This is a genomic window from Paraflavisolibacter caeni, assembly GCF_025628885.1.
Classification (GTDB): Bacteria; Bacteroidota; Bacteroidia; order Chitinophagales; family Chitinophagaceae; genus Flavisolibacter; species Flavisolibacter caeni.
This window is the reverse complement of record NZ_JAOTIF010000030.1, coordinates 28,836-50,862: the sequence shown is the minus strand read 5'-3', so window position 1 is coordinate 50,862 and position 22,027 is coordinate 28,836. Positions and strand designations below refer to the sequence as shown.

The 22,027-nt window shown below is 42.3% G+C and carries 14 protein-coding genes; all 14 read left to right on the top strand.

Annotated features, from left to right (window positions below; genetic code table 11):
• Positions 1-7 precede the first annotated feature (7 nt).
• The 14 genes from OCK74_RS28040 (at position 8) to OCK74_RS24035 (ending at position 22,007) form a co-directional block, all read left to right on the top strand.
• Positions 8-103, top strand: coding sequence for a glycoside hydrolase N-terminal domain-containing protein (locus OCK74_RS28040; RefSeq protein ID WP_423803177.1), 96 nt, complete (start codon positions 8-10; stop codon positions 101-103).
• Between the two features lie 63 nt (positions 104-166).
• A complete protein-coding gene (locus tag OCK74_RS24095; RefSeq protein WP_279299664.1) occupies positions 167-2,488 on the top strand; it encodes a glycosyl hydrolase family 95 catalytic domain-containing protein in 2,322 nt (773 codons plus the stop codon).
• Between the two features lie 90 nt (positions 2,489-2,578).
• Positions 2,579-4,921, top strand: coding sequence for a glycoside hydrolase family 3 N-terminal domain-containing protein (locus OCK74_RS24090; RefSeq protein ID WP_279299663.1), 2,343 nt, complete (start codon positions 2,579-2,581; stop codon positions 4,919-4,921).
• Positions 4,922-4,974: 53 nt separating this feature from the next.
• A complete protein-coding gene (locus tag OCK74_RS24085) occupies positions 4,975-5,160 on the top strand; it encodes a hypothetical protein (protein WP_279299662.1) in 186 nt (61 codons plus the stop codon).
• Positions 5,161-5,612: 452 nt separating this feature from the next.
• Complete coding sequence (locus tag OCK74_RS24080) at positions 5,613-7,949, top strand: alpha-amylase family protein (RefSeq protein WP_279299661.1); 2,337 nt, start codon at positions 5,613-5,615, stop codon at positions 7,947-7,949.
• 24 nt (positions 7,950-7,973) lie between these two features.
• Positions 7,974-10,616, top strand: a complete 2,643-nt coding sequence (locus OCK74_RS24075; RefSeq protein WP_279299660.1) for a hypothetical protein — start codon at positions 7,974-7,976, stop codon at positions 10,614-10,616.
• 317 nt (positions 10,617-10,933) lie between these two features.
• Positions 10,934-11,719, top strand: a complete 786-nt coding sequence (locus tag OCK74_RS24070) for an SDR family NAD(P)-dependent oxidoreductase (protein ID WP_279299659.1) — start codon at positions 10,934-10,936, stop codon at positions 11,717-11,719.
• 14 nt (positions 11,720-11,733) lie between these two features.
• Complete coding sequence (gene dgoD, locus OCK74_RS24065; RefSeq protein WP_279299658.1) at positions 11,734-12,903, top strand: galactonate dehydratase; 1,170 nt, start codon at positions 11,734-11,736, stop codon at positions 12,901-12,903.
• A gap of 27 nt (positions 12,904-12,930) precedes the next feature.
• The gene (locus OCK74_RS24060; RefSeq protein WP_279299657.1) at positions 12,931-13,809 is read left to right on the top strand and encodes an SMP-30/gluconolactonase/LRE family protein; all 879 of its coding nucleotides are present in this window, start codon (positions 12,931-12,933) and stop codon (positions 13,807-13,809) included.
• A gap of 122 nt (positions 13,810-13,931) precedes the next feature.
• Positions 13,932-15,488: an aldehyde dehydrogenase (NADP(+)) gene (locus OCK74_RS24055; protein ID WP_279299656.1), complete on the top strand. Its 1,557-nt coding sequence runs from the start codon at positions 13,932-13,934 to the stop codon at positions 15,486-15,488.
• Between the two features lie 37 nt (positions 15,489-15,525).
• Positions 15,526-16,725 carry a fumarylacetoacetate hydrolase family protein gene (locus OCK74_RS24050; RefSeq protein WP_279299655.1) on the top strand — a complete coding sequence of 400 codons (1,200 nt, stop codon included), beginning with the start codon at positions 15,526-15,528 and terminating at the stop codon, positions 16,723-16,725.
• Positions 16,726-16,737: 12 nt separating this feature from the next.
• Positions 16,738-17,811: an aldose epimerase family protein gene (locus OCK74_RS24045; RefSeq protein ID WP_279299654.1), complete on the top strand. Its 1,074-nt coding sequence runs from the start codon at positions 16,738-16,740 to the stop codon at positions 17,809-17,811.
• 57 nt (positions 17,812-17,868) lie between these two features.
• The gene (locus OCK74_RS24040; RefSeq protein ID WP_279299653.1) at positions 17,869-19,167 is read left to right on the top strand and encodes an alpha-L-fucosidase; all 1,299 of its coding nucleotides are present in this window, start codon (positions 17,869-17,871) and stop codon (positions 19,165-19,167) included.
• A 227-nt stretch (positions 19,168-19,394) separates the two neighbouring features.
• Positions 19,395-22,007, top strand: coding sequence for a glycoside hydrolase family 3 C-terminal domain-containing protein (locus tag OCK74_RS24035; protein ID WP_279299652.1), 2,613 nt, complete (start codon positions 19,395-19,397; stop codon positions 22,005-22,007).
• Positions 22,008-22,027 lie beyond the last annotated feature (20 nt).

Below are 22,027 nucleotides of genomic sequence, written 5' to 3'. Positions count from 1 at the left end.
ATAATGGTTGCGTATTGGTAATGACCGAATGGGGACCATGCTGATGGGAGGCATTATAACAGATAGCATTCAGTTCAATGAAATAAGTCTTTGGTCAATTTAACATCGAATTTGAGAGAAAAGTTTAAGAGATTAATATCGATTTGAATAGAAAAGGAAAATAAATATGAAATTCAAAAAAGGCCTTTTATTACTTGCATTAACAGCATCTCTAAAAATAACATTTGCTCAGAAAAATGCTTCGGTACAACTTCCTGATGCCCGGCATGATTTGATTTTACAGGCACCTGTAAAAACGTGGGATGAGGCTCTTCCTTTAGGAAATGGCTTAATGGGCGGATTGCTATGGGGAGAAAACAATACCATCAGGCTATCATTAGACAGGGGCGATTTATGGGATGAACGCAGTTATAACGGGAAAGAATGGTGGAAAGACCATACATATGCAAAGGGAGTTGAACTGGTTGCTCAAAAAAAGTACGGGCAGTTGAATAACAGCTGGGATGCACCTTATAACGGTGTAACGCCCACAAAGTTGCCGACCGGCAGGCTTGAAATTAAATTGCCAACCGAGCATATTGTGCAGCAGTTTAAGTTGCATGAAGCTGTGGCGGAGGGAGAAGCTCGTTTTAACAGCAAGGCCGTGTTGAAGGTGATTTACAGTGCTATACAACCTGTTGCCCTGATTTCCATCAAAGGGGCTGTACCTGACGCTATTCAATTATTGACCACAATGGATGTTTATCGCAACAGTAAAAAAGGTGAATCAGGATTGTCCAGTGGTGGTTCTGTTCAAAAATTGGGGTATCCGGAGGCTGAAAGGGGAGGAAAAGAATCGGCTCAATGGTATATTCAAACAGCGGCACAAGGGTTGAAATATTGCGTGTATGTGCAAATGGAAAAGCGTAATGACGAAACGCTTATAGCCTTAACCATTACATCTACCAATGATGCTGCTGATTTTTTAAAACTGGCTGCCGAACGTTGCTCAATAGCTTTAAAGCAAGGCTATGCATCGTTGATGCAGCAACACGCACAATGGTGGAAAAACTTTTGGCAGCAGTCGAGTGTTTCGGTACCAGATACCGCCATTCAAAAACAATATAATCTGGTGCAATATTTTTATGGTGCCGCATCGCGAGCAAATACCCCGCCTATGCCTTTACAAGGGGTGTGGACAGCCGACGATGGTATATTACCTCCCTGGAAAGGCGACTATCATAACGATTTGAATACGCAAATGACTTATATCGCTTATCAGGAAGCTGGCCGCTTTGAGGAAGGATTGTCTTATTTGAACTATCTGTGGAACCGTAAGCCTTTCTTTGAGCAATTTGCAAAGGATTTTTATGGTACCAAAGGCTTGGCCTGTCCGGGGGTAATGTCCTATACCGGGCAGCCGCTTGGCGGTTGGGGACAATACAGCTTATCACCCACCATGAGCGCCTGGAGTGCCCATTTGTTTTACTTGCATTGGTTATATAGTGGCGACAATAAGTTTCTGAAAGAGAAGGCTTATCCGTGGAGCGCAGGCGTTGGCGAGTGTATGCTCGGACTATTAAAACCTGATGAGAAAGGACTACTAAAACTGCCTTTATCTTCTTCGCCGGAAATTTTTGATAATTCTCCGAAAGCCTGGCTAACGCCTAACAGTAATTATGATTTAATGTGCCTTAAAATGCTATTTCTTTCATTACAGGAAATGGCAAGTGTCTTAAAACAGCCTGGCGAAGCACAGAAATGGGAAAAGGCGGCCAAAGCCTTAGGCGATTTTCATACAAAAAGTGATGGCACCTTGCTGGTGGATGCAGTGCATGAACTGCCCTATAGCCATAGACACTTGTCAAACATCATAGGTATATATCCTTTTAATTTGGTAACGACCGAAGGAGAAAAAAGAGATGCAGAAATCATTCGTTCTAGTTTGAAGCAATGGGACAGCCTGGGTACCTCGCAGTGGTGTGGATATAGCTTTGCCTGGATGAGTTGTTTGCAGGCGAGGGTAGGTAATGCAGAGAAAGCGGTTGAGAACCTAGATATTTTCGTAAAGGCATTTATCCTGCGAAACGGTTTTCATGTCAATGGCGATCAAACCAAAAGTGGCTATTCCAGTATGACTTATAGACCCTTTACGCTTGAAGGTAACTTTCTGGCTTCACAGGCCGTACAGGAAATGCTGCTGCAAAGTTGGAGCAACCAACCCGGAATGGAGCATACAAGTATGATTCGTATTTTTCCTGCCGTGCCTGACAAATGGCAATCTGCATCATTCTCCAATCTTCGGGCAGAAGGTGGTTACAGGGTATCTGCCAAACGAGAAAATGGAAAGACGGTATTTGTTCAGATAACTGCTTCGAAAGCAGGAATTGTTCGGATTAAAAACAATTTCAGTGCGACTCCCCACTGGAATCTGCCACAGGTTCAATTCAAGGGAGATGTTTACAGTGTAGAACTGAAAAAAGGGCAAACACTGATTGCACAGTTTTAAAAAAGTGGGCTCTAATATAAAGCATGAGAAAGAAACTTGATTGGATGTGGAATGGACGTTCAGCTTAATAATTAAAGAATACATCTAAAAATGAAGACAAAATCAGCATTATTTTTCCTTGCTCTTATATTCTTATCAGCGGAGATGAATATAGCTATCTGTCAGGTTTTTCTTAAGAAAAATCAATCTAATCCCAAAGCTTCAATAGAAGATAGAGTTAATGATTTGTTGAAGCGGATGACTTTAGAAGAGAAAGTACAGCAACTAGGAATGACCAGCTTGATTAATTTTAGCAAAACACCAAATGTTTATGGAGTATGTGAAAGCCCGTTCGTAAGCTTGGATACTATTGCAAAGCAATCAGCAGCGGCCAAGAAGCATGCTTTCGAAAATACACGGTTAGGCATTCCACCCATTCAGATTGCTGAGTGCCTGCATGGCGTGTTGGCCTACGGCGCTACTATTTTCCCACAGGCAATTGCACAAGGGAGCACCTGGAACCCTGCTTTGATAAAACGTATGGCAGGCACAATTGCAACAGAAGCAAGTGCGGCCGGTGTTGATCAGGCGCTTTCTCCTTTATTTGACCTGATTAGAGATCCAAGATATGGTCGCAATGAGGAATGTTATGGTGAGGATCCTTATTTAGTAGGTAAGATCGGGTCGGCTTTCGTTATAGGGATGCAAGGTGATGTTGATCTTACTATAAATGGCATTCCTAAAGGTAAAATCATGTGTACCGCTAAGCATTTTGCAGCGTATAGTGCACCGGTTGCTGGTATTAATCTTGCCCCTACAGCAGTCGGCGAACGAGAACTTCGTACTTTTTATCTTCTTCCTTTTGAAATGGCTGTTAAAGAGGCTAATATTTATTCCATCATGCCTTCATATAATGAAATGGATGGTACGCCTGCCCATGCCAATAGCTTTTTATTAAACAAAGTTTTGAGAAAAGAGTGGGGCTTTAATGGATATGTATTCTCTGATTATGGAGGAGTTTCCATGTTGAACTATTTTCACCATATTGCACGGGATAAGCAGGAGGCAGCACTGCAGGCCATTCATGCGGGAGTTGACTTGGAAGCTCCTAATCCTGAGGCTTATCAAACTTTGGTACAACTGGTTAAAGATGGTAAGTTACCAGAGGAGATAATTGATCAAACAGTTCGTCGAATTTTGACTGTTAAGTTTAAGGCCGGTTTATTTGAAAAGAAATATGCCGATGGTACGCAATTGGCAAAAGTGAAACATACAGCTGAAGCCGTGAATCTTGCCAAAGAGATTGCTGAAGAATCAATCATTTTACTAAAAAATGAAAATAACTTACTTCCTCTAGATCAAACTAAGCTTAAAAGTATTGCTGTTGTTGGGCCAAATGCCAATCAAGTTCAATACGGTGATTATAGCTATACTCGTGATAATAGTTCAGGGGTTACAGTTTTGGAGGGAATAAAAAATCTTGTTGGAAAGAATACTCAAGTGAACTATGCCAAAGGCTGTGGAATTTCATCGTTGAATAAAGATGGATTTGAAGAAGCAATTGCGGCTGTTGAAAAGAGCGATGTTGCTGTAGTTGTGTTAGGCGAAACGAGTGCAATTTTATCAGGTCTTGGTTGGGGAAATGGTCCGGGTAAGGAAGAAAGCCACGAGCCATTTACAAATGGTGAAGGGTACGATGTAAGTGATATCAATCCTACGGGAGTGCAACGCGAATTGATCCAGGCAATTGCTAGGACAGGAAAACCTATTGTTTTGATTCTGATTCATGGTCGTCCCTGGAGCATAAAATGGGAAAAGGAAAATATTCCAGCAATTGTAGAGGCATGGTACCCGGGAGAACAGGGCGGAAATGCCATCGCAAATATCTTGTTTGGAAAGGTAAATCCCTCAGGTAGATTAAATGCCACTTTTCCTCAAACTGTTGGACATATACCTGTTGTTTACAATTACAAACCCTCCTCAAAGGGGTACTACCATCAGCCAGGCACTCCCGAAAAGCCTGGGCGTGATTACGTCTTTTCTTCACCAGCGGCATTATTCCCTTTCGGATACGGATTATCCTATACAAGTTTTCAATATTCTGACATGAGTGTTTCTAAAAAGAAGTTTGGAAAAGAAGATATTCAAGTATTTGTAAATGTTAAAAATACAGGTGGCAGAACCGGGAAGGAAGTTGTTCAGTTGTATATCCGTGATAAAGTGAGTTCAGTTACTACTCCGGTAATGGCCCTAAAACGTTTTGAAAAAATTGAATTGCATCCGGGCGAAAGCAAACGGGTAACCTTTAACTTATCTTACAAGGAACTTGGTTTATGGAATTCGGAAATGCAGTTTGTAACCGAACCCGGAGAATTTGAATTCATGTTCGCTAAGTCGGCAGAAGATATTCAATGCAAAGAGACTGTAGAATTTGAGCCTAACCAACAACCTTAATTTATGCCCTTAACTTCATTCTAGTTTTGAAACACTTGTAAAATGTTCGTTCATTGGGTTCAAAGGCCGGCTGGCAGATGCTAAGGGCAAAACACCTGGCACGCGGTGTTTGGGAAATGAATTTCCCTTCATCTAACCAGGATTTGGAGTATTATATTTCGGCTGTTACCAGCGAAAACCAGGAGCTTCGCTGGCCTGCAACGGCTCCATCCATAAACCAGACCGTGGTTGTATGGTAAGGCTACGGGAATGCGCTCACCGTTATCCTTGGTTAATGCATGGCGTAAAATGTGATCCCTTGTCTGGGAGAAACAAGTTACATCGATCTCATTATGACAGCAATCGTTAATTATCAAAGGAGCTTTTCTAAGCTCCTTTCTCATTTCCCAAACGATCAGAGTATAATCTATGATGCACCCTGTTTAATCCATTTTTTAGTTAATGCAGCATATTTAATTTCGCACCCATAATCAAGTAATTACTTTTTTACCTGGTTATTTTAGTTGATTACTAAGGGGCTTTTCTAGGCCCCTTACTTGTTTTTTATAATATGACGCAAAAATAGCATCGGTATTCGTTAATAAAGCATCAGTATTCGTCAATTTAGTGCCTGTTTGATACCTGCCTCATAAAGTAGCTTTACTTCCTGATTTGTTGATAAACTGTTTTCAAAAAATTGATTGTAGCATATATGACAAAAATCAAAGCAATATTCTTATGGCTTACAATAGCCAACACTAATCTGCTTTTTGCGCAGCAAAATAATCTGGCGATACGAAACAACTCTCTTACGGCTACATTTAACGTTGCACAAAAAACATTTGAGGTAAAAGATATAGCAACTGGAATAATTTTTCTCAGAAAGGGAATTGCTAAAGATGTTGCTAAGGCTGTGAGCGTTTCCGTAACGGATCCTGTTTTTGGCAAGGGTCAGGCTATACAGTTAATGAAACCTGACGGAGGCAATTATATCATGGCCCTGTATCCCCAGGTTCCCTTTCTCTTTATTCGGGAAACGATTGCCAACAGGGGGAAAGAAACGCTTGAACTGCAAAAAGTAAGCTCCTGTTCTTTCCAGGTAGACTTGCAAAAGCCGGTTGCCGGCATGAAAACATTGGGAACCGGAGGCTTGCATACCCCCACTGATAACCCTGGCAGCTATGTTTTTTTGACAACAGTATGGCCTCAGACACGCGAAGGCGTGGTAACAGGCTGGCTGACCAATGAGCGGGGCAGTGGTGTGGTCTTTTCGGATACAAGTGATAGCCGTGTAAGCATTCGTCCGCAAATTGATTATGGCCGCCTGTTGGTACAGGCTGGTGCCCAAACCCCTCTTGAAACCCTGCTGGTTGGCTATTTTAAAGATGCAAGGGTAGGGGAAGAAGAGTATGCGGCTACAATCGCCAGGCATCAGCATATTCAATTACCACCCCGCAAGGCAGTTTATTGTACCTGGTATAGTGAAAAAAATGGTGGTGCAGGTAATGAAAAATCAACAGATGAGCTGACAAGTTTTATTGCTAAGAGCCTAAAACCTTATGGTCTTGGTGTGGTTCAAATAGATGATGAGTGGCAGGATGGTGGCAATTTTAACGGACCCAGGCGTGGATTTGACAGGGTAAAACCCAATGGTCCTTATCCAAATGGTATGACACCTACTGCGAATATTATCAAACAAAACGGCTTGACAGCAGGTATTTGGTGGATGCCTTTTTCGCGCAACCATCAGGATCCGGAATACAAAGACCGTCAGTCATGGTTTGCACGTCGTTTAGACGGAAAACCTTACGAAACTACATGGGGTGGCACTTCTTTAGATATTACCAACCCGCAGGTGCAACAGCATTTGGCGCAAACTGCAAAAACATTGCGTAACTGGGGTTTCAATTACTTTAAGATGGATGGCTTGTGGACAGGTACAGTTACAGAGCAGGTATATATCAATGATGGCTACAAGGATGATCATATAGGCAACTGTAAGCCATTGTATGACAGCAGCAAGACCCAAATTGAAGCTTTTCGGATGGGATTAAAGTTGTTGCGAAACAATGTTGGAAAGGATGTGTTTTTTTCAGGCTGCTGCATTAGCCAGAATATGCGTTCTTTCGGTGCGTCAATAGGATTGGTGAATGCCATGCGTGTAGGCCCTGACTATAACCATGATGGTCAGACTATAAGAACAGGACCTTTAAGAGCATCAAGATTATACTTTTTAAATGGCAGAGTGTGGTGGAACGATCCTGATCCATCCATTATTCGTCAATCCGGTACTGCAACAGCAGATGGTGCTTGTAAAGGGATAGGTTCTTTGACAAGAGCACGATTGATGCCGTCATGGGTAGCATTAACAGGTCAGTTCTTTTTAAGCAGCGACTGGCTGCCCAATCTGCCTGAAGAGCGATTGGATATTATGAAAAGATGTATGCTGTCTCATAATGGAACTGCTCGCCCGGTAGACGCTTTTGATAGAACATTGCCTGCCACCTGGTTGGCAACAGACAAACATACAAACGTAGAGCGCAATGTGATTGGCTTGTTCAATTGGGATACAACCAAACAGCAGATTGGTTGTGGAACAGCCTGGGCTGGGCTGAAAAAAAATACCGCTTATTATGCATTTGATTTTTGGGAAAACAAAGTATTGCCTGATATAGCAAAGGAATTCGCTTTTGAACTTCCCGGCGAGTCATGCAAGATCATCGCCGTTCGTGCAAAGGCCAATCATCCGGTACTGGTGTCCACTTCCAAACACATCACCCAGGGGATGGTGGATGTAAAGGAGGAGACATGGAGTAATGCAACCCTTTCAGGCAAGAGTGAACTGGTTGGAGGGGATCCATATGAAATGCGCATAGCTGGTCTTGCAGATAATGGCAATTGGTCCCCAGAAAAGGTTGATGTCACTGGCCTTGAAGGTGCAACGATAAAAATTTTACCTGTCACCGAAAAAGGGTGGGTGCGAGTTGTGATTCAGAGCGAAAAGAGTGGCATTGCTCAATGGCGCATAAAGTTCAGGAACAAAGTGTAAAGCTTTCAAATCATCGAATAATCAATGAAAAATAGTATCATAAAGCATTTTTCTAATCATTTCTTTGCTTTTGTTTTGAGTATGGGTTTTCTGTTGCTGTTTACGAGCAGCCTTAAAGCTCAATCATTTCAATTGCAAACACAATATGCCAGGATCAGTGTGAATGGCAAAGGATATATTACTTCTATCAAAGAGAAAAAAACGGGGAAGGAATATTGCCCCAAAGGAATGGCTTCAGCCTTGATGAGCCTTCATAATGACAAGCAATATATCCTGCCCTCAAAAGCAATCTTCAATATTGCCCAAAAGGAAGTTGTAATCACTTATACCAATGGGTCTGTTGCTAAAATAAAAATCGATCAGAACCAAAACTACCTGCGGTTTCAGTTATTGTCATTGGCCCCGAGAAACGGTGTGGAAAATATCGTGTGGGGTCCTTACAAAACCAATATTTCCAAAACTATAGGTGAAATTATTTCGGTGGTGCGTAGCGAGGATTTTGCTATTGGTATTTTGGGTCTGAACGACAATACAATCAGTGGGCCGCCCACCGAAAGTTCCGCATATTATTATATTCACTCCCCGGATCCTAAAAAGTATCCGCTGCCACAACATCTGAAGGAAGGGCAGACATTCCCTATTGGAGGTGATGGTATCAACGATGTGGCTTTTTATTCACAGCCAGAGGAATATTTCAGGATGAATTATGGAAACGGCGCTTTATTGGAGCCTGCTTTTGGCTCAAGCATCTGCATGCATTCGAGAGACCGGAAAAAAGAGCGGATGATCCGCTTCCCTGTTTATCCGGAAGGCGTTGATCCAAAAGCAAATGCGCCACGCTACCAACTGGTATCGCCTGTAAATGCCGATTTTATAGGATCTGCCATTGCCTTTTATGCCTGCCCCGATTCTCTGGGGTTAAATACGATAGAAAAAATTGTAATAAAGGAAGGACTGCCACATATTAAAACAGACGGTAAATGGATAAAAGACCCGGCTGCTTTCAGACCTGATATTGCCTGGTGGGGCACACACGACAGCTTGGCTAGCTATGCTAATCAGCTTGGACTAAAATCTGTTCAGGATGAGGGCTGGGGAGAGTATTATCCTAATCCTGCCAACCGTTGGGGCAAAAGGAAAATCAGTTTGAACGGAGGATCTTCCATGAGCATTCCTGAATATGGAGCCCTGATGAAAAAGAATGGTATTCAATATGGTTTACATACCTTATGCGAATTCCTGCAACCAAATAACAACAGTGATGTTTCCCCGGTGCCAAGCGATAGCTTAGCTATTATGCTGAGAACCACTATTACGAAGAACCTTTCTGCATCGGATACCATCATTACCGTAGCAGACACCAGTTATTTCAATGAATTTGGCGGATGGGAAGGCAATCATACCAATGTGTTGAAAATTGGAAAGGAATTGATAGAATACAATGGGATTACCAGGACCAAACCTTATACTTTCTTAAATGTAAAACGCGGTTTTCACGGCACAACACGTGGCAACTACCCAGCCGGAACTACAATCGTAAAATTGCAGCCGAACTGTTACCACGGGTTTGCACCGGATATGAACCTGCAGGAGGTATATGCCGATTATTATGGCCGCTGGCTTACTGAAGGAGGAATGGACTATATAGACTTTGATGGATTGGAAAGCTGTTTGTACCAGGGACATGGCCAGTATTCATTCAAACGCTTCTTCCGTGGCCTGTTCGACAGTTATCATCGCAATGGTGGAAAATACCTGCGGGTGATGGGTAGTGCTATTGGTGAAGGCAGTTGGCATTATATGAGTGTATGCAACGTAGGCGGCGGCGACCACATGTTTAGTCCTGTGCTTAATAAATGGGGTATAGAGGGTAAAGACATTCGTTATGCTTGGGAAAGCAGTTATTTTCCGGCAACCTTTGGCATTCAGAATTACAGTGGAGACTGGAGCGTTTATGATGCAGAAAATTTACAAGCTAAATCAATAGGTTGGAATGCTACCTATATGCTCGGACTCAGCCAGCAGGCAGTAGAAAATAGTGCAGAAAAAGCTGCCATCTTTAAATCCTACCGCACTTGGGAAAATGCAAGGGCCTTACAACTGTTTAGCAAAGCGCATAAGGAAAAGCTGAAAGATCTTAATTACAAATTTCACCTGGAGCATAATGGAGAACGTTCTTTTACCTTGTTTACTGTTAAAGAAAACCGTTTCCGTAACCTGGAATACCTTCCTGGGGCACAACCATTGGTATTGCAAAATGAATTTGAAGCACAGCCTCTTGAATTGGCGATCAGGGTGCAGGGAGCAAAGGATGTTATTGCTGATGGTATACGCATCAAATTGGATAAAGGAGAGGAACTGGTTGTTGATAAGAAGTTATCCTCTGGCCAATTCATTATGTATAAAAACAATAGCCTGTATATAGCAGATAAAAACAGGAATAAGTTGGAAGAAATTAAAGTGACTAAGCCTCTTTCAATTGAAAAGGGACAATCCAATATATCAGTGCAGGCTTTGCACAATGCAAATGATAAAGTGAAACTGGAGTTGGTGGTGTCTGTGATAGGTAAGGGAGAAAAAATTAATGGCAAATCATTGGATGGAAAAGAACAGGCTTTCAAAAAATCCGGGATGGGATACGCCATAAAAGATAATACCAAAGAATAGATTGGTTACATCTGATTAAATATTCCGGTGTGTAATAATATGCACCGGAATATTTTTTTGTAGCATTGAGCTCTATTAGATTTGGAAAAATAACATTAGGAAAATGGGAGGTTGATGCAGAAAAAGAAAGCAATTTTATGTAGGTTGAGTAGGTCATGATCAGTAGCAGTATGCAAATATTGCATCAGTTTATGTCAATATTCAATAACATTTATTGAAGGTGTGGTTGTTAATTTTACTGCAACTTACCCTTTCAAACCTTACCTTGAAAGCGTAAACCCCCAGGGGAAATTGAATTAATATTTACAAGCTTGCATATGATGAAAAGACTGTTGAATAAAAAAACAATTGTAACAGGCGCCGGAGAAGGCATCGGCAGAGGTATTGCAAAAGCAATGGGACTGCACGGTGCAAAACTGGCCATCTGTGATATTAATGGGAAAGCCCTTGAAGAAACCGCTCTTCAATTGAAGAGTCTTGGAACAGAGGTGTTCAGTAAAATTGTTGATATACGAAACGAACAGGAGATTGTTGACTTTGTCCGCGAATCTTCTGCTTACATGGGTGGCATCAATGTATTGATCAACAACGCTGCCGTAATGCCTGGTTCGTCGTTGGAAACCCTTTCGTCTAAAACAATTGATGAAGTGTTAAGTGTGAATCTGAGGGCTCCTATATTATTCAGCCGGGAAGTGTTGCCTTATATGAAGAAGGGAGAGAGTGGTTCAATTATACACATGTCAAGCGTTACAGGTCATAATGGCTTTCCGGATGTAGCCATTTACGGAGCCACAAAAGGCGGATTAATGTCGCTGGCCCGCGGGCATGCAATGGAATTGGCGAAATACAATATTCGTGTAAACACGGTGTCTCCCGGAACAGTGGATTCAACCATGCTTCACCGGTTTATCCAGCAAAACGCAACGAATCCGGAGCAGGCGCTCAACGAGTTTAACCGCATTCACCCAAGAGGAAAAATAGCTTCCATAGAGGAGGTCGCAAATGTGTTCGTATTCCTCGCAAGCGATGAATCCATGAATATTACGGCTACAGACATTCGCTGCGATGGCGGTTATTGCGTTCAAGGTACTCAGCCAAAATAAAATTTACAATAGAGATGAAAATTACAGGATTAAAAACACTGGTGGTTAACGCAGAAATGCGAAACTGGGTTTTTGTAAAAGTTGAAACCGATCAGCCAGGACTTTTTGGATGGGGCGAAGGATCGCTTGAATGGAAAACCAGGGCGGTAGTGGGTGCATTGGAAGATTTTGAGCCCATGATTGTGGGTGAAGATCCCCGGAATATCGAACACCTTTACCAGAAAATGTACCGGCAATCTTTCTGGGCAATGGGCGCCATTGGAATGTCGGCGATTTCCGCTATTGAACAGGCGCTGTGGGACATTAAGGGGAAAGACCTCAATGTTCCGGTTTTTGAACTCCTGGGAGGCAAAGTCAGGGACCGGGTTAGAATGTACACCCATTTAGGTGGTGGCGACATGAAAGCGGTTTATGAAACCTTTGCTGTGGAACCCCTGATCGAATATGCTAAAAGCGTCATCAACAAAGGCTACTCTGCATTGAAAGTGGTTTTTGTTCCGTATTCAAAAACGATTGAAGGGACGAAAAAGGTGAAACAGTTTGCACACATGTTTGGAAAGCTGCGAGAAGCTGTTGGACCCGATATTGATATCATGGTGGATTTTCATGGAAGAACCACTCCTGCAATGGCTATCCAGTATATTAACGCTATTGAAGAGTATCATCCCTTCTTTTGTGAGGAACCTGTGCGGCCAGAAAATATTGATTCGATTAAAATGGTAACAGACAGAACCAAGGTTCCGATTGCTACGGGAGAAAGACATATTTCTATCTATCAGTACAAAGAGATATTTGAAAAGAATGCTGTGCATGTCATTCAGCCCGACCTCTGCCATTGTGGAGGGCTTTGGGCCGCAAAAAAAATTGCAGCGATGGCGGAAGTATATAATATGGGAGTAGCGCCGCACAATCCGCTGGGGCCGGTAGCCAATGCTGTAGCCTTGCATTTTGCGCTTTCAACACCCAATTTTTTGATCCAGGAAGATATGTTAACGGATGTTCCCTGGCGATGGGATGTAGTTGAAACGGAAATCACTTCAAAAAATGGTTATTGGGCTGTTCCTGTGAAACCCGGATTGGGAATTGAAATCAATGAGGCAGAGGCAAAGAAACATCCGTTTAAACAGGAAATAATACATTCCAATACCATTAGAGATGAAGACAATGCCATTTTAGACTGGTAAAAAATCAAACTACATAAATCAATAAAAATGGATAGAGTTACAGCTGAACCGGTCTATTCAATTCCGGCAATAGTGGGGGAAGGAAGTATATGGGATGCAGCGAATCAGCGCCTGCTGTGGGTGGATATCCTGGCGCATAAAATTTATGCATTCAATCCCCAAAATGGTTCTAACACCAGTTATGATATTGGGCAGGATGTTGGTACCATTGTGCTCACCGACTCCGGGCTTTGGGCCTATGCCGATGAAAATGGAATAGGATATCTTAATCCTGATACCGGTGAAATATCGGAAGGAGCAAAGCCGGAAAAAGATCATCCTGAAATCCGCTTCAACGATGGTAAATGCGACCCCAGGGGCACTTTTTGGGCGGGCACTATGGCTTATGATTGTACGAACGGTGCAGGCAGGTTGTATGAATTTGATTCAAAAGGCGCTATTGAAGTAAAGATAGAAGGCACTACCATTTCTAACGGCCTGGCCTGGAATAGTGATTGTAAAAAGTTTTATTTTATTGATTCACTCACTTATGAAATTCACCAGTATGATTATGACATCGATACGGGTGCTATTCAAAACAAAAAGGTCATCGCAACAATAGAAAAAGAAACTGGTTTGCCCGATGGAATGACCATTGATAGCGATGATTATTTATGGGTGGCCTTGTTTGATGGTGGCAAAGTGATAAGAATTAATCCCCAAACCGGAGAAACTGTATTTGAAGTTTGTTTGCCGGTTCCTAAAGTAACCTCCTGCGCATTTGGCGGAGAAAATTTAGACGAGTTGTACATTACTACTGCCAATTATTTAATGGATGAAGAAGCACTTGAAAAATATCCGCTCTCAGGTTCTTTATTCAAAGCAAAACTTCCTTTTAAAGGAGTGTTGCCTTATAAAATGAAATGAGCCATAAAAAAATTTCGAGCAAATTCATACTAACTGCGATGAAAATTTTTATGGTGAATTCCATGTGACCAAAAAGAAATAAAAATTAACACATGAAAATTTAAAAATTGATAAATAAAAATATGGTATCGGGAAAAAGTTTAATTGCTGGAAACTGGGAAGAAGGACAGGGAAGTTCTTTTACTTCCTTTAGTCCTTTGGATGGATCAAAACTTAACGATTACCGGGGTGTAAATTCATCTCAGGTAGACAGGGCAGTAAACGCTGCTTCGGAAGCTTATCTGGTATTTAAAGCTCTTGATTTTGATAAGCGGGCTGCATTTATAGAAGATGTTGCTTCAGAAGTGGAAGCATTGGGCGATGAACTATTAGAAGTTTGTAACCAGGAGACAGGATTAGGAATTCCACGATTAACCGGAGAACGGGCCAGGACCTGCGGGCAGTTAAGGGCTTTCGCCTCATTGATAAGGGAAGGGAGCTGGCAACAGGCAAGTATTGATACGGCTATACCCGACCGTAAGCCTTTGCCCAGGCCCGATATACGAAGTATTCTTGCGCCCATCGGGCCGGTAGCTGTTTTCTCTGCCTCCAATTTTCCTTTGGCATTTTCTACTTTGGGTGGCGATACGGCATCGGCATTGGCTGCGGGTAATCCCGTAATTGTAAAAGGTCATCCCAGCCACCCCGCTACATCGGAGTTGTGTGCAAGGGCTATCGAAAAAGCAATAGAAAAAAATAATTTTCCAAAGGCTGTGTTTAGTTTGTTGCAGGGTGCAGACCCGTTGGTAAGCAACGAACTGGTAAAACATCCAAAAATAGAAGCGGTAGGATTTACCGGTAGCACCCACGTAGGCAGAACGCTTTTTGATCAGGCTTCATCCCGGCCCAAACCAATACCTGTATTTGCCGAGATGGGCAGCGCCAATCCCTTATTTATATTAGCCAATGCCGTCAAGAACAGGACATCCGAAATAGCCAACGGACTTGCTGGTTCCATAACGCTCGGAACTGGCCAGTTTTGCACAAAGCCAGGCCTTGTATTTATGCTCACATCAGCAGATACGGAAGCCTTCAAGGGTAAGCTTGTTGCAGCGCTTGAACAGATTCCCGATGCCGTTTTGCTGAATGCTAATATCAAAACAGGCTTACAGCAAAAATTAACTGCGTATAGCAATAAAAGTGAACTGTTAAAGCTCACAGGAAACACTGTCGGAGGTGGATATTTATTTACCGTAAGTGCAACAGATTTTATAAAGAATCCTGAATTGGAAGAAGAAGTATTTGGCCCGGCGGCTTTAATCATCGAATGTAAGGATATGGATGAAATGACAAAAGCTGCCAGTCAGTTGGGTGGCCATTTAACAGGCACCATCCATACAGACAATGATGAGGAAGCCGAAAAACTAAAATCAATTCTTGAAGAAAAAGTGGGGCGCATAATTTACAATGGCTTCCCTACAGGAGTAGAAGTATGTCCGTCCATGCATCACGGCGGCCCTTATCCATCATCCACCTTTGCTGCCGCCACTTCTGTTGGAACGGCTGCCATCAAACGGTTCTGCAAAGTGGTGAGTTACCAGAATGCTCCCCAGGGACATCTTCCCGAAGGTTTGAAAAATGAAAACCCAAGAGGCATCATGCGTTTAGTGAACGGTAAATATTCTACTTCCAAAATATAAACTGAACACCTTGTAACTGAAATTATAAATACGAAAGATGAAACAGGAAACAATAGATATAAACCAAATCATTCCCAATCAGGCCAGCGAAGGAACATGGATTGGCAGATGTATGGTGCCTGCAGCACTGGCATATAATGGAATTGCCGGTCCCCATGTTGTAAAAGTAGCCAACGGAAAAGTTTACGACCTGTCTGCACATTTTAATTCCACCAGTGAATTGATCAATACAGATAACGTTGCCGAAATGATGATACAACTTGATGCGCTACCTGTGATCGGTGAATTAAAGGACATTCTTAAAAATTCCCTTTTCTCCAATCGGGACAACTCGTTGCCCTGCTTCATTGCTCCCAACGATTTACAATCGGTAAAAGCCTGCGGTGTAACTTTTGTAAAAAGCTTATTGGAACGGGTTATTGAAGAAAAGGCGAGGGGGAATGCAAAAAAAGCAGACCAGGTTCGACAAACTATTTATGAAACACTGGGAAATGATTTAAGTAAAACTGTTCCCGGCTCACCTGAAACAGAAATATTAAAAAAACGGTTCCAGGAAGAAGGTATCTGGTCGCAATATCTTGAGGTGGGAATAGGCAAAGATGCAGAAGTCTTTACTAAAAGCCAGCCTATGTCTGCGGTAGGATTTGGTGCACAAGTGGGCGTTCTAAAGGATTCAGTGTGGAATAATCCTGAGCCGGAAATAGTGTTGGCTATTTCTTCAAAGGGAAAAATTGTAGGTGCCACTTTAGGAAACGATGTGAACCTGAGAGATTATGAAGGGCGCAGCGCTTTGTTGCTTGGAGAGGCCAAAGATCAAAATGGCTCCTGTTCAATAGGGCCCTTGTTTAGATTGTTTGATAAAACCTTTTCTATCGACGATGTGAAAAATTGCGAAGTTGAACTCACGATTACAGGAGAAGACGGGTTTAGTTCTTCCGGGGCAAACAAAATGAATGAAATAAGCAGGTCGCCCGAGAATTTAACAGCACAGGTTATTGGCAAAAATCACCAATACCCCGACGGATTGGTCCTTTTTCTGGGAACCATGTTCGCCCCAACCGAAAATCGTGATGCAGATGGAAAAGGCTTTACGCATAAAATCGGCGACCAGGTAATCATAGCATCTGAAAAGCTGGGTCAATTAATTAATTGGGTAAATACTTGCGATCAGATTCCCAGGTGGGAGTTTGGTATTCATTCGTTTATTGATTTTCTTATAAAAAGAAACAAGCTTTAATATTCTTTACTCATGCTTGAATTTAGTATTGACGTTATAGATTTTGGAAACACGAATGAAGGAAATGCCTCGCTTATCAATATGAGCAATGGCATTGTTGATGTGGCCATTACCAATTACGGTGCAACGATTGTTTCTATTGACTCGCCTGACGTTTCTGGGAACAAAAAAAATATTGTTGCCGGATTTTCCTCGCTTCAGCCTTATCTCAACAACCATCCTTACCTCGGCTGTACCGTTGGCAGATTTGCCAACCGCATTGCATATGGAAAATTTCATCTTGACGGTAAAGAGTATCAATTACCAATTAACGACGGAGTGAATCACCTGCATGGAGGACAGGGAGGTTTTCACAGAAAACTTTGGGATATAAAAACGATCATCAACGAAAACGATAAAGTTGGTGTCGAGTTATTTTGTTTGAGTAAGGATGGGGAAGAAGGTTATCCGGGAAACCTGGAAGTAACGGTGAAATATTTACTGGATAATAATGGACTTTGTATTTCCTTCTTTGCCGGAACGGATATGCCTACAATTGTGAATCTTACCAATCACACTTATTTTAATCTTTCCGGTTTTGAAGATGAAACCATTTATAATCACCAGTTGCAGATTTTTGCTGACAACTATCTTGTTAAAAATTCAAATAACATCCCTTCGGGAGAGATCGCCCCGGTGAAGCATACGGTTTTTGATTTTATAACTCCCAAAAGTATCGGAGATCATATCGGGCAGCTTGCAGAAGATAAAGGGTATGACCATGATTTTGTATTGAACACACAAGACGGAAATTTGGTTTGCGCTGCAGCGCTGTCAGATCCTCCATCCGGGCGGGTGTTAAAAGTTTATACAAACAGCCCCGGCGTTCATCTGTACACGGCAAACTGGTGGGATGGTACGCTGACCGGCCAGCAGGGAAAAGCCTATCAGCAGCATAGCAGCATTGCATTGGAAACACAGGCTTTCCCCGATGCTCCCAACCATGCTCATTTTCCCAATGTGATTTTACGTCCCGGTGAATTGTATAAAACAACCACCATTTTTCAATTTCAAAATATTCCCTTCGCCAGCGCCGCCCATTTTTAATGACGGCAATTAAAAAGTACTTTCATTCGATTGATAATTTATTTGAAATCATAGATAATGAATAAAAAAGCCTTTTTTATCGTAGTATTATTCGTACTATCTTCTGTAGCATTCGCCCAAAAAGGGTATTCGCCAACCCCTGAAAACTTAAAAAACAGGGCAATTTTTCAAGACAATAAATTCGGTGTATTCATCCACTGGGGCATTTACAGCATGATGGCTGATGGAGAATGGGTGATGAATATTAAAAAAATTAATTACAATGAATACAGCAAATTAGCCGGAGGTTTCTATCCATCAAAATTCAATGCTGCGGAATGGGTGGCCAATATTAAAGCTGCAGGCGCTAAATATATCTGCATCACCTCCCGCCACCACGATGGCTTTTCCATGTTTGATACAAAATATTCCGATTATAGTATTATGAAGGCTGCGCCCTTCAAACGGGATGTGCTGAAAGAACTGGCAGATGAATGCCATAAACAAGGCATCAAATTGCATTTTTATTACTCACTGTTGGATTGGGGAAGGCCTGATTATAATCCCAATGGCGCTTTTATTACCAAAACCGAAGAAACCAGGAAAGCAAAATGGGAAACCTATCATCAATTTATGCTGAACCAGCTTCGTGAGTTGCTGACTAATTATGGTGAGATAGGCGCTATCTGGTTTGATGGCAAATGGGATAAACCAAAAGATTTTAACTGGAAATTTGATGAGATTTATTCGCTGATCCATTCGCTTCAGCCAGGGTGCCTGATTTTGAATAACCATCATTTGGCTCCCATTGAAGGAGAAGATGCACAACCATTTGAAAGGGACCTGCCCGGCTACAATACATCGGGTTTCTCTAAAGATGCGGAAATAGGAGCGTTGCCATTGGAAACCTGCGAAACCATGAATACATCATGGGGTTATAACATCACCGATAATAAGTACAAGTCTGAAAAAGAACTGGTGCAATATTTAGTAAAAGCAGCGGGTAACAATGCCAATCTATTGCTGAATGTAGGACCAAGACCCAACGGCACATTCCCCGATATTGCCGTGCAGCGTTATAAAGCAATGGGCGACTGGCTAAATCAATATGGCGAAACTATTTACGATACCCGCGGCGGCATGGTTAGTCAGCACAAATGGGGCGTTACCACGCAGAAGGAGAACCGCCTGTTTATACACATACTCGATTTGCAGGATCAGGCGCTGTTTCTTCCGATAACAGATAAAAAAATAAAATCGGCCAAAGTTTTTATTGATAAAAAGCCGGTGAGGTTTACGCAAAGCAAAGATGGAGTGCTGTTGGTGCTGGATAAAAAGCCAGATGAAATGGATTATGTAGTAGAAATGGCTTTTTAAAGCACAATTGGAATATTAACCTGGAAGATGAATAATCATATTCCGTAAAAAAGCAATTTGATGTAAGTTGAGTAGGTCAAGATCAGCAGCAGCATGCAAATATTGCATCAGTATGTGTCAATTTTCAATAACATTTATTGGAGGTGTAGTTGGTAATTTTACTGCGATGACTTTTTTATCATTTTGTCATCTCAATTAAAATTAATATGACAGATCAAATTGCTGATATGAGGAAGTTATTATGTGTAATGATTACCTGCTTTAGTACGCTGCTGCACGCCCAGGATTTCAAACAATATCCAATGTGGAATGAGGCTTTGCCCATGGAACAGCGTGTCAATGACCTGGTGAGCAGGCTCACACTGGAAGAAAAAGTAGGACAAATGCTGAACGCGGCACCAGCAATTCCTCGTTTGGGTATACCAGCTTATGAATGGTGGAATGAAATATTGCACGGGGTGGCCCGCACTCCCTACAAAACAACGGTCTACCCCCAGGCCATTGGTATGGCTGCTACCTGGGATACCAGTTCGCTGAAATTAATGGCTCGCTATTCCGGTTTGGAAGGAAGGGCGATCAATAATTTGGCTGTGGCAGAAGGTAAAACCAAAGACCGTTACAAAGGTCTTACCTACTGGACGCCTAATATCAACATCTTTCGTGATCCACGTTGGGGCAGGGGGCAGGAAACTTACGGTGAAGATCCTTTCCTGACAGCCAAGTTGGGTGCTGCGTTTGTAAGAGGCTTGCAGGGTGATGATCCAACCTATTTACTGGCCGCAGCCTGTGCCAAACATTATGCTGTACACAGCGGCCCGGAACCTACACGGCATACAGATAACATTAATCCCGATACTTATGATTTGTGGGATACTTATTTGCCGGCTTTCAAAGAATTGGTAGTGAATGCAAAGGTCGCTGGAGTCATGTGCGCTTACAACGCACTCAACTCGCAACCCTGCTGTGCCAACGATTTGCTGATGAATGATATTTTACGGAATCAATGGAAATTTACAGGCTATGTGACAAGTGATTGCTGGGCAATCGATGATTTCGTAAAAAACCATAAGACGCACAAGGATGTCGCTTCTGCTGCTGCCGATGCAGTATTTCATGGCACCGATGTGGAATGTGGAACTTCGGTTTACAGATCTCTGGTTGATGCGGTGAAGAGAGGAATTATCAGTGAAACACAATTGAATGTATCACTGAGTCGATTATTTACCATACGTTACCGTTTGGGAATGTTTGATGCTCCTTCGAAAGTCAAATATGCACAGGTGCCTGCAAGTACGCTGGAAGCGCCAGAGCACAAAGAGCATGCATTGAAGCTGGCGCAACAGTCTATAGTGTTGTTGAAAAACCAAAACCAATTATTACCACTCAGCAAGAACTTGAAACGTATTGCGGTGGTAGGGCCTAATGCCGACAATAGATTGGCTATGCTGGGCAATTACAACGGTTTCCCTTCACGTATTGTTTCTGTGCTCGATGGAATAAGGGATAAAGTTGGTGCTCAAACAGAGATCATTTATGAACCTGGTGTTAACTATGCCAGCGATATTCTTTTTACGCCCGACAATGATGCCGCATTTTATTCATACAACAACAAACAAGGCATACAGGCATCTTACTTCAATAATGAGAATTTGGAAGGTGCTCCGGTCTATCAAACTGTTGTATCAGATATCAACTTTATCTATCCCGAAGGACAACTTCCTGCCCCAGGTGTAAATTCCCGTCATTTTTCGATCCGCTTTGCTACAAGTTTTACTTCCGCTAAGGATTCCACTTATACCTGGCAAATGGAGGGTGATGAAGGATATAGGATATTTATGAATGATAGCTTGGTGCTGAAAGATTGGAACGCCCAGCCAGGAATACGGACTTTTAAATGGAAAGCCCAAAAAGGTAAAACCTATAAAATGGTGTTGGAATACTGGCAAAATGAAGATGCCGCCAGGATACGCATGCAAAAAGGTACTTATCAGAAAGCCGATTTAGGTTCTATTGCAAATAGGGCTGCTAATGCAGATGTGATAGTTTTTGTGGGTGGTATTTCTCCTGAATTGGAAGGCGAGCAAATGCCGGTGAATGTGCAGGGCTTTGATGGTGGAGACCGTACTACTGTTATGTTACCTTCTGTTCAAACTGAATTGCTGAAACAATTAAAAGCTACGGGCAAGCCGGTTGTGTTTGTCATGCTTACGGGAAGTGCCATTGCTACTCCTTGGGAACAGGAAAATATACCAGCCATCTTAAATGCATGGTATGGTGGACAAAGCGGGGGAACCGCTGTAGCCGATGTGCTGTTTGGTGATTATAATCCTGCTGGTCGTTTGCCTGTAACATTCTATAAGAGTGATGAAGGCCTGCCCGGTTTTAAAGATTATAACATGCAGGGCCATACCTACCGCTATTTTAAGGGCGCTGTATTATATCCTTTTGGATATGGCTTGAGTTACACTTCCTTCAACTACGCTCCACTCAGGATGCCAAAAATAGCAACGAGGGGATCTTCTATTACAGTAGAAACTGAAGTTAAAAATTCTGGAAATAGGGACGGAGAAGAAGTGGTACAGTTGTATATCGCTTACCTGAATGCAAAAGGAAAAGCTCCTATTAGAGCCTTGAAAGGATTCCAGCGAATTGCCTTGAAAAAGGGCGAATCTCGCAAAATCCGCTTTGTATTGACTCCGGAGCAACTGTCACTTGTAAATGACAAGGGGGAAATGTACCAGCCAGCAGGAGCTTTGCTGATCAGCGTTGGAGGGGGACAACCTGCTGTTAAGCTTGAAGGTGTATCCAAAGTGAGCTGGGGGACCTTGATGATAAAGTAGATCTGAAAAAATCATAAATA